The sequence below is a fragment of the Leifsonia sp. SIMBA_070 genome (assembly GCF_046534635.1).
Classification (GTDB): Bacteria; Actinomycetota; Actinomycetes; order Actinomycetales; family Microbacteriaceae; genus Leifsonia.
On the sequence record NZ_JAWRYK010000965.1, the window covers coordinates 1 to 235 of the forward strand.

1 pseudogene is annotated in these 235 nt (G+C 62.6%); it reads left to right on the top strand.

The window, feature by feature from the left end:
* Positions 1 to 42: 42 nt before the first annotated feature.
* Positions 43 to 235: pseudogene (locus SB754_RS23035) on the top strand (Fpg/Nei family DNA glycosylase); the annotation flags it as partial.

Sequence of the window (235 nt, forward strand, 5' to 3'; positions counted from 1 at the left end):
GGCGATCCAGAGAACGGATGGTTGCTGCATTCCCATCTCAAGATGGAGGGACTGTGGCACGTATATGGCCGGGGCGAGAGGTGGCGGCGTCCGGCCTTCAAGGCACGGTGCATCCTTGAGACGGAACAGAAGCAGGTGGTTGGTTTCGATCTTGGCTTCCTGCGCGTTCTTCCACGCGCTGAGGAGGACGACGCCGTGGGCTACTTGGGTCCGGATCTGCTCGGCCCGGACTGGG